The 8,766-nt window shown below is 31.4% G+C and carries 9 protein-coding genes; 1 reads left to right on the top strand and 8 read right to left on the bottom strand.

Translation table 11 applies throughout. The features are described 5' to 3' along the window. Window positions 1-424 precede the first annotated feature (424 nt). The 8 genes from EHE19_RS03390 to ku all read right to left on the bottom strand — a co-directional run bounded on the left by EHE19_RS03390 (window position 425) and on the right by ku (window position 8,010). Window positions 425-922 carry a shikimate kinase gene (locus tag EHE19_RS03390; RefSeq protein ID WP_137697615.1) on the bottom strand — a complete coding sequence of 166 codons (498 nt, stop codon included), beginning with the start codon at window positions 920-922 and terminating at the stop codon, window positions 425-427. Between the two features lie 195 nt (window positions 923-1,117). After that, window positions 1,118-1,654, bottom strand: coding sequence for a ribosome hibernation-promoting factor, HPF/YfiA family (gene hpf / locus EHE19_RS03385; RefSeq protein WP_137697614.1), 537 nt, complete (start codon window positions 1,652-1,654; stop codon window positions 1,118-1,120). A 515-nt stretch (window positions 1,655-2,169) separates the two neighbouring features. Beyond that, entirely contained in the window at window positions 2,170-2,433 is a 264-nt protein-coding gene (locus EHE19_RS03380; RefSeq protein ID WP_137697613.1) for a zinc-ribbon domain containing protein, read from the bottom strand. 258 nt (window positions 2,434-2,691) lie between these two features. Further along, window positions 2,692-3,615, bottom strand: coding sequence for a nucleotidyltransferase family protein (locus EHE19_RS03375; RefSeq protein ID WP_137697612.1), 924 nt, complete (start codon window positions 3,613-3,615; stop codon window positions 2,692-2,694). Window positions 3,616-3,905: 290 nt separating this feature from the next. Continuing rightward, the gene (galE, locus tag EHE19_RS03370; RefSeq protein ID WP_137697611.1) at window positions 3,906-4,922 is read right to left on the bottom strand and encodes a UDP-glucose 4-epimerase GalE; all 1,017 of its coding nucleotides are present in this window, start codon (window positions 4,920-4,922) and stop codon (window positions 3,906-3,908) included. A 246-nt stretch (window positions 4,923-5,168) separates the two neighbouring features. After that, a complete protein-coding gene (gene ligD / locus EHE19_RS03365) occupies window positions 5,169-6,074 on the bottom strand; it encodes a non-homologous end-joining DNA ligase (protein ID WP_171003569.1) in 906 nt (301 codons plus the stop codon). Continuing rightward, complete coding sequence (locus EHE19_RS03360; RefSeq protein WP_137697610.1) at window positions 6,074-7,048, bottom strand: ATP-dependent DNA ligase; 975 nt, start codon at window positions 7,046-7,048, stop codon at window positions 6,074-6,076. The genes ligD and EHE19_RS03360 overlap by 1 nt, the downstream gene beginning before the upstream one ends. Continuing rightward, window positions 7,045-8,010 carry a non-homologous end joining protein Ku gene (gene ku / locus EHE19_RS03355; RefSeq protein ID WP_137697609.1) on the bottom strand — a complete coding sequence of 322 codons (966 nt, stop codon included), beginning with the start codon at window positions 8,008-8,010 and terminating at the stop codon, window positions 7,045-7,047. Before ku ends, EHE19_RS03360 begins: the two co-directional genes overlap by 4 nt. A 418-nt stretch (window positions 8,011-8,428) precedes the next feature. Between ku and EHE19_RS03350 the strand changes: the two genes are divergently transcribed. Beyond that, window positions 8,429-8,644, top strand: a complete 216-nt coding sequence (locus tag EHE19_RS03350; RefSeq protein ID WP_137697608.1) for an FmdB family zinc ribbon protein — start codon at window positions 8,429-8,431, stop codon at window positions 8,642-8,644. Window positions 8,645-8,766 lie beyond the last annotated feature (122 nt).

Here is an 8,766-nt window from a genome sequence, read left to right as displayed (position 1 = left end):
ATATTTTTGTTATTTTGTTCTTTTTGTGACATCTATTTGTTATAAAAATAATTTATATCTAGTTATTTCACTTTTATGATTTTATATTGTTTATATATTCCAAATATTTAAATATCATTGTATATAAGCAATTATTATACATATTTCATCTCCATAATGTTGATAATTCAACATTGTCAGTTAAATTTATACGTATAGTAGACAATCAAGTAAGTATAATAGTTGCATAAAATTAAATTGCTTACTTATAAGAATATTAAAAATGAGGAAGTCTGAAATCCAGCACATACAAGATTTCAGACTTCCCTTTAGATAATAGATATTTTTTATAGAATTTTTTTATACAATTTTACTTCACTAAATAAGGAAGAATATCAAAAACACTAACTATTTCGTTAGATGTCACATAATTATAGCTTTATTTCTAGAAATCCAATTTTTCAATAATTGCTTCTACTGTTTCATCTATTGAGTTCTCAGAACTATCAATAATAATGTCTGCGTATTTCTCATATAGTGGCTTTCTCTTTTGATAAATCTCCTCTAAGGTCTGCCCCGGACTTAGTACTACACCTCTTGTTTTTATATTTCTTAATCTTCTTTTAACAGTCTTCATATTTATATTTAAATACACTACTATTGCATTGGCTTTTAAGTGTTTCATTGCTTTTTCGCTGTATACAGCACTTCCTCCTGTAGCAATTACAGTGTTACATAGGTTAAGTGAAAGAACTGTATTTTCCTCTATTTCTAGAAATTTATCTATTCCATCTGTGTTTATTATGTCCTGTAATCTTCTATTATTTTGTGTTTGCAGAAGAACGTCAGTATCTACAAATGACATTCCTAAGTGCTTTGCAACAATTACTCCTACTGTGCTTTTTCCTGAACTTGGCATACCTATCAGCACTATATTATTCAAAATAAACACCTCCTAAACTTGGCTGTGACTAATTTTCAACAATGTATTCAAATTAACTAAAGTTATCGTTTTCATTTTATAAAAATTTACTCGTAAAATCAAAAAATATAAATGATACCTACTGAAAAAAGAGGTATCCTAGCAAAAAATATTCTGCTAAGACACCCCTTTATAAAATACTTATTTTAACGGCTCTTAGAATTCTGGTTCAATCAAACCATAGTTTCCGTCTTTTCTCTTATAAACTACGTTGCTATGGTTAGTCTCTGCATTAAAGAACATAAAGAATTCGTGTCCAAGTAAATTCATTTGAAGAATAGCTTCTTCTACATCCATTGGCTTAATTGCAAATCTCTTTGATCTAACTATTTTGAATTCCTTCTCTTCAGGTACCTCCTCTGTATCTGTAAATGTAAAATTCTCAACCCTGAAATCATTTTCGTAAAGCTTCTTCTCAAGTCTTGTCTTATTCTTTCTGATTTGTCTTTCTATTAAATCAACTGCCTTATCAATTGAAACATACATGTCTTCATTTGACTCTTCAGCTCTAAAAACAATACCATTATAAGAAATAGTTATTTCCGCTGTCTGTCTTAGTTTTTGAACCCCTAAGGTTACATGTGCTTCAACCTCTTTTTCAAAAAATCTATTTAACTTTGAAATCTTTTTTGTTACTCTTTCTCTTAGTCCTTCCGTAATCTCAATGTTTTTTCCATTAATTATAGTTTTCATAAGTAACAGCCCCTCTCCATATTTTCGTGTGAAAGAAATAATTTAGCCATTCAAATATTGGTACTTGTTATGAAATTATACTTCTACATGGCATTAATAAATTCCTTCTATTAATGCAAATCTAAATTCGTATTTGTTATATATACCACCATTTCTAGCTTTTAAACACACTTTGCAATGTTTTACACATTTATTCAACAAAACATCTGTTTTGTGTATATTTATCCTGTGGATAATGTGAATATCCTTGTTAATAACTAATCTTTTAAGGAATTAATACTGTGGATAACATACTTAACTGCTCAAATTGCTTAAAATAAAAAAAGAAGGCTGAGTCAAACTACGTACGAATATTAGTTTGAGTCATTTACCAATACCAAACCTTAGAATAAGCATAAAAAATATATGATTTCCTATACGTTAGAAATACTATATTCCATCGTTTTCAGGCCTGAAACTGTAATTGACTTTGTCAGCCCACCTATATTATTAATAATTATATATAGAAATATGTATCACTTTCTATTTGAAAAACAGTTACTACAATATACAGGTTTATCTAAATGTGGTTTAAAAGGAACTTTTGTAGCTTGCCCACATTCAGCACAAATAGCATCGTAAAATTCCTTCTTATTTGAAGTATCTCTTTTACTTCTGCAAGCTTTACACCGTACAGGTTCATTTTGAAAACCTTTCTGAGCAAAAAACTCTTGCTCACCAGCAGAAAAGATAAATTCCTCTCCACATTCTTTACAAGTTAAGGTTTTGTCATTATACATTTATATCCCTCACTTCATAGGTTTTTTATACTAGACTTCTGTAAACAGTAGAAACCGTTTATGTAATCTAAGTATATCCATAAGTCGTAAAATAACTTATATATTTTACATTATATTACATATATTACTGTTTTTCAAGTGAATATGTAATTACTCTTTTTACAGTTACTTACATGCCATTCCTATATAAATGTTTATTGTTGCGATAGTTAAGCACAATTTTTGTATTGCGAATAACCAAATATTTACTTATTAAATTTATTTCTCCCATAGAAGCTTCGGATACTTTCCGCTCAAAACCATATCTCCAATAGATTTTTTAACTGTTGGCTTGTCTTCCTGATATGTGACACCGTACCACTTATCTGTGGTTGAAAGCACCTTAACATCTGCTTTATCTGCTTTAATCAAATTATCTACTACTGTAGGCAAAAAATATTCGGCTTTTAATATATTATCCTTACTATTTTTTAAGAATGTTGGAAATCCGTTCTCCAGTTCGTTAAAAATACTTTGGTTAAATCCCCATGTATTCATTGATACAATGCTGTTCTTAGGTATTGTAATCCAATTTTTATCATCTTCTGTATATTTTGTTTCATCATCAAATTTCATAATTTTGGTTCTTTCATGTATACTTAACAGGTTCCCAGCAGCATCAACGTTGCATACTCCTCTGGCAACGTGACCATTTTCAGTTAGTGTATTTTCTATTATGAAACCAACCATACAATATTTGTATTTGTCATCCGAATCACTATTTGAGGATAGAAAATCATTCAGCAGCTTATATGTATTTGCACCATAAAAATCATCTGCATTAATTACAGCAAATGGTGTTTTAACAGCATTTTTTGCACATAGCACCGCATGTCCTGTTCCCCAAGGTTTAATCCTTCCCTCTGGTACACTAAATCCATTTGGCAAATTGTCCAGCTTCTGATAAACGTATTCTACATCAATTATACCTTCAATCTTTTTTCCTATTACTTCTCTGAAGGTATCCTCTATCTCTTCTTTTATAATAAATACAATTTTGCTAAACCCTGCTTTTATAGCATCATATATGGAATATTCCATAATTATTTCACCATTAGGTCCGACAGGGTCTATTTGCTTTAAACCTCCATATCTGCTGCCCATGCCTGCAGCCATAATTACTAAAGTAGTTTTATTAATCATACAACCTCCAACACCAATAAGGATAAATATTTTTTATAAGACTTCACTAATAGGAATCTCATCTATTTATAATGATTTCTCTAAACTATGGAAAAGCCGCCTGCGGGTTTTCCATGCTCAAAAATGCACCATGTTGTACAAACTTTATTTTCGGGTCATAACCTCCCATGCCAAATAAGGACACTAAAAATTTTTTATTACTTTATTTAGAGGATACTCCCCATTTATAAAGATATACAACAAAACTCGAAAAAAACTATATTGGTATAAACATGTCCCATATATGCGGACTAAGCGTTATAACCATCCGGATTTAATGATTGCCATCTCCATGTGTCTTGGCACATTTCATCAAGTCCTTTTTCGGCTTCCCAGCCCAACTCATTTTTTGCTCTGTCAGTTTTTGCATAACATGCTGCAATATCTCCAGGTCTTCTATCTACAATTTTATATGGAATTTCCTTGCCACATGCTCTTTCAAAAGCCTTTACTACCTGAAGTACACTGTACCCACTGCCAGTGCCCAAGTTATACTCCCTAACCCCTACGTGTTCTGCAACCAACTTATCAAGTGCTTTTAAATGTCCTTTTGCTAAATCAACTACATGGATATAATCTCTTACTCCTGTGCCGTCAACGGTATCATAATCATTTCCATACACGTTAAGCACCTTAAGCTTTCCAACTGCAACCTGAGCAATGTACGGAACCAAATTGTTAGGAATACCATTAGGATCCTCTCCTATTATCCCACTTATATGTGCACCAATAGGATTAAAGTATCTTAATATTGCAATATTCCATGTGTTATCCGATATATATAAATCCCTTAGTATCTCTTCTATCATTAGTTTTGTTCTGCCATAAGGATTTGTGCATGAGAGCGAAAATTCTTCAGAAATGGGAACACTAATAGGATCACCATACACAGTTGCAGAAGAACTAAACACCAAGTTTTTCACTTTATATTTCTGCATTAACTCACATAGTATTAAAGTTCCTGTTAAATTATTATAATAATATTTTAGCGGTATGGCTACTGATTCACCTACAGCCTTTAATCCTGCAAAATGAATTACAACATCTATTTTTTCACTGATAAATACCTTTTCCAACTCATCTCTGTCTGTAATATCTATTTTATAAAATCTTATATCCTTGTTGGTAATTTTCTTTATTCTATCTAATACCATTTCCTTGCTATTACATAAATTATCGACAATTATTACCTCATGTCCTGCAGACAATAATTCAACACAGGTGTGACTTCCTATATAACCTGCTCCTCCAGTTACCAATACTCTCATTTTATTACCTCCAGTTGTTTTCTAGCCTTTTCAGCCAAATAATTAATTTACTCTACACATTATAATGGATTATATTTCCTATTAAAACCTGCATTATTTTCATTGTATACAAATTTTAATAATATAACAACTATTTAGGGAATAAATCTGCCACCAACACATGCTAGTTGTCAGTTTTGCCTTGATAATAAAATATACATATAAAAACTCAGCTTTCGAAGTTGAAATTGTTAGAATGCTGAGTACCTAATTTATTGTATTGAGTTTTTTTAAAATCTCATCTAATTGCTCGTTATTTTTACAATGAAGGCTTGCCTCAAATAAATCACCTTTTTGTTCAAGCCGAGCAGCTATATTATTTAGTGTAAACAACTCAGGACGAGCCCAATTCAATTCTTTCCATTCCAAAGGTGTGGATACAGCAGCACTCATTACTGCCCTTGGTGAATATGGAGCTATTATTGTTTTACCATACCACATTTGCATATAATCAAAATATGTTTTACCATCCCTGTTCTTCTTCAACCTCTCAATGGTCAGTTTTTTGCTTAGCTTTTGAATAAAATACTGTGCAAAAAACTCATTTAATTTTCTTGCTGAATTATAGTCATATTTTGATGCTGTTGGGATATATATTTGAAGTCCTGAAGCTCCCGATGTTTTTACAAATCCATTTATTCCTAATGTTTCAAGTGTTTCATATATACTTAAAGCAATTTCTGAAACCTCCCTAAAGTCCTGATTATCATCTGGGTCTAGATCAAATACCAAATGGGAAGGATGGTCTAAATTATTGTATGCATTAAAGCTTGTATGAAACTCTAAAACTGCCTGTGTACATAGCCAAATAAGAGTTGCAGCAGAATTTACTACAATATAGTTTTTGTCATTAAATTTTACAGTTTTTATCCATTCTGGTGTATTGTCAGGCTTTTCTTTCTGAAAAAAGCTTTTACCTCCAATTCCGTGAGGATATCTTATAGCGGTTAATAACCTGTTTTTAGAATACTTGATTATAAATGGAGCTAATACAGTCATTGTCTCAACATAACGTTTTTTTGTAATATCAGCTTCAGGCCAAAGTAGTTTGTCTGGGTTTGTTAAATCTATTATCTTATTTTCAATTTTAAGCTTTATATCAACTATATCCATTAGTCTGTCAGCACCTTTCCATTGGCTTCTTCAGCAGGCAGTGATGTAAATCCTAAAATTTTTGGATGCCTTAGATGACCATCATTAGATAACTCAAGATAGCTAATCCAACAAGTTATTAAAGGAGATATCCATGTAAGTTCATTTTCCTTTGTGTTCAAACATTTTATGCTACTTTCTGAAAATGGACACTCTTCCTGTATCAACTTATCTCTGTATTCCTTAAGCAGCTTTAGATCTGACCCTTTTAGCCCTAAAGAAGCTTTTCCAATATAGTTTATTTTTTTATCCTCGTTAGCTTTTATCCCTAATATCAAAGAATTAGCCTCTCCGTACTTCCAAATCACACCTCCGATTATGCAAAGCATTCTTTTTGTAAACTTAGTTTTAAACCAAGCATCATGTTGTTTACCCTGCAAATACATGCTATTTATTTTCTTTGAAACTATTCCTTCCATATTTTTTTGCTTCATTTTTTCAAATAACTCTTTTCCATCTGTATATATTTCTGATAAGTAAATGATGTTATTTTTATTTACCAATGAACTTAAGAGTTGTTCCAGAAGCTGCCTTCTCTGTTGTAAAGGATAATTTGTCAATAGCTCGTCTCTATACTTTAAAATATCAAAAACTATATAATTTATTGGATAATTATCTTGATAATATTTTAAGTTCTTTATACTTTTAACACTTTCACGTACAAGGCTGTTATAAAATGAAGGTATACCATTCTTATCTAATACAATAATTTCACCGTCTAGTATAATATCATTGCTTTTAAATTCGTCATATATAACATCAAGTTCAGGATAAAATACAGTTCTTGTATTACCCTTCTTTGTATATATATTAAGCTGTCCATTTAGTAAATAAACCAGCCCTCTGATACCATCCCATTTTATTTCATGGATATATTCAGAATCCTCCTTGACAGTGTTGCAATTGATTGGTTCCATAGGAGTTATCCAATTCATGTTTTCACTGTCTCCTTTGTCTTTCGAGTTTTTGCTTTAGGCTTTTCAATGTCAGCTTCACTAGTACCAGTTTTATCTGTCTCATCTGTTTTATCTGCTTTACTTGCTTTTGATACTTTATCTCTTTTACTTTTTGCGCCAGAGTTTACAGCTTTTTTAACCTTACCAGAATCAGTGCCTTTATCCTGTTTAGCACCCTTTGACATTTGTATACTCTGTTGTAACGCCTCCATCAAACTTATTATATTATCTTTTGAAGTTTCTTTTTTCTCAACGATATTTTTACCCTCAACCTTTGCTGTAATCACTTCAAAAAGCTTTTCACGGTAAGTATCAACATATTTATCTGGGTTGAATACATCAGTAAGATTATCAATCAACTGCGAGGCCATATCTAATTCAGCCTTTGTAGTTTGCACATTTTCAGGGATACCAGGAACCTCCTTGAAATCCTTGACCTCATCAGGATAAAATATTGTTTCCAGAACTAAAACATTGTTGTACACTCTGATAACTGCCAGTGATTCACGCTCTCTAATAGTTATTTTTGCAACAGCAATTCTGTTTTTCCCATTAAGCGCTTCCCTTAGCAGTGTATATGCTTTACCACCTGTCTCTTGCGGTGCTAAATAATAGGTTTTATCAAAATAAACCGGATCAATTTCTTCTAATCTAACAAAATCCATTATTTCAACTGTTTTTTCACCTTTTGTATCAATAGAAGCAAAATCTTCTTCAGTCAGGATAACAAATTTACCTGGTTCATATTCATATCCTTTAACTATATCATTGGGCTGCACCTCCTTGTTACAGGCTGGACACATTTTTTTATACTTAACGGGTGTATTGCATTCCTTGTGAATATATTTAAACCTTACATCCTTGTCTTCTGTTGCTGTGAACATTTTAACTGGTATATTTACCAATCCAAAGCTAATTGAACCTTTCCATACTGTATGCATAAAAACCTCCACTCCAACTTTGCGTACAAAAATAATATATTTTCTATGTAGAACATTTCTTTTCGAAAAACCCCGGTTTAACACAAAGGGTTATATATCTTTACCAACTCTATTGTTTAAAGCTATTTATAGCAACTGATATGTGCCAAAAAATATTGTGTTAGTAATTAGTTTTAAAGAGATACCTTGTGTTTAGTGGAGTATATAATAATTTCGCTCAAACTTATTCTTCGAGTTATAGGCATATAGCACTGATGATTATTTTTTGTTTTTAATGCGTTATTTATTCGCGGTTTTGGTTACTTTTAGCTTTTGACAATAAATACACAGATTAAAAAGACCTTAATATATCAGTCTTAAACTTGTTCATAGATTGTGATAAAATAGATTTATCTTTTTCTATACAGGAGGTTTTAATATGCCCTTTTACGATTTGAAATGTTCAAAGTGCGGAAATGAATTTAACATAATGGCTAAAATGAGTGAACGTGAAAATAAGCAAATAAACTGCCCAGAATGTGGAAGCAACGACTTAGAGGCCGTGTTTAAAAATATTAATATAATTCAATCAAGAAAATCAAGCGACGGAGATTGCCCAAATAAGCATGTTTGTGGCGGATGCTGCGGACATTAAAGAGGGTTAATAGCATTCATATAAAAATAAGGTATCAATTAGGTGGTAGTGTACAACAAACTACGTCATACAATCGCCTTTAGATACCTTATTATTCTTAAATTTGTAAACATCAAAACAGT

This window comes from Ruminiclostridium herbifermentans, assembly GCF_005473905.2.
Classification (GTDB): domain Bacteria; phylum Bacillota; class Clostridia; order Acetivibrionales; family DSM-1351; genus Ruminiclostridium; species Ruminiclostridium herbifermentans.
The sequence above is the reverse complement of the archived record's forward strand: the minus strand, read 5'-3'. Positions and strand labels throughout refer to the sequence as shown.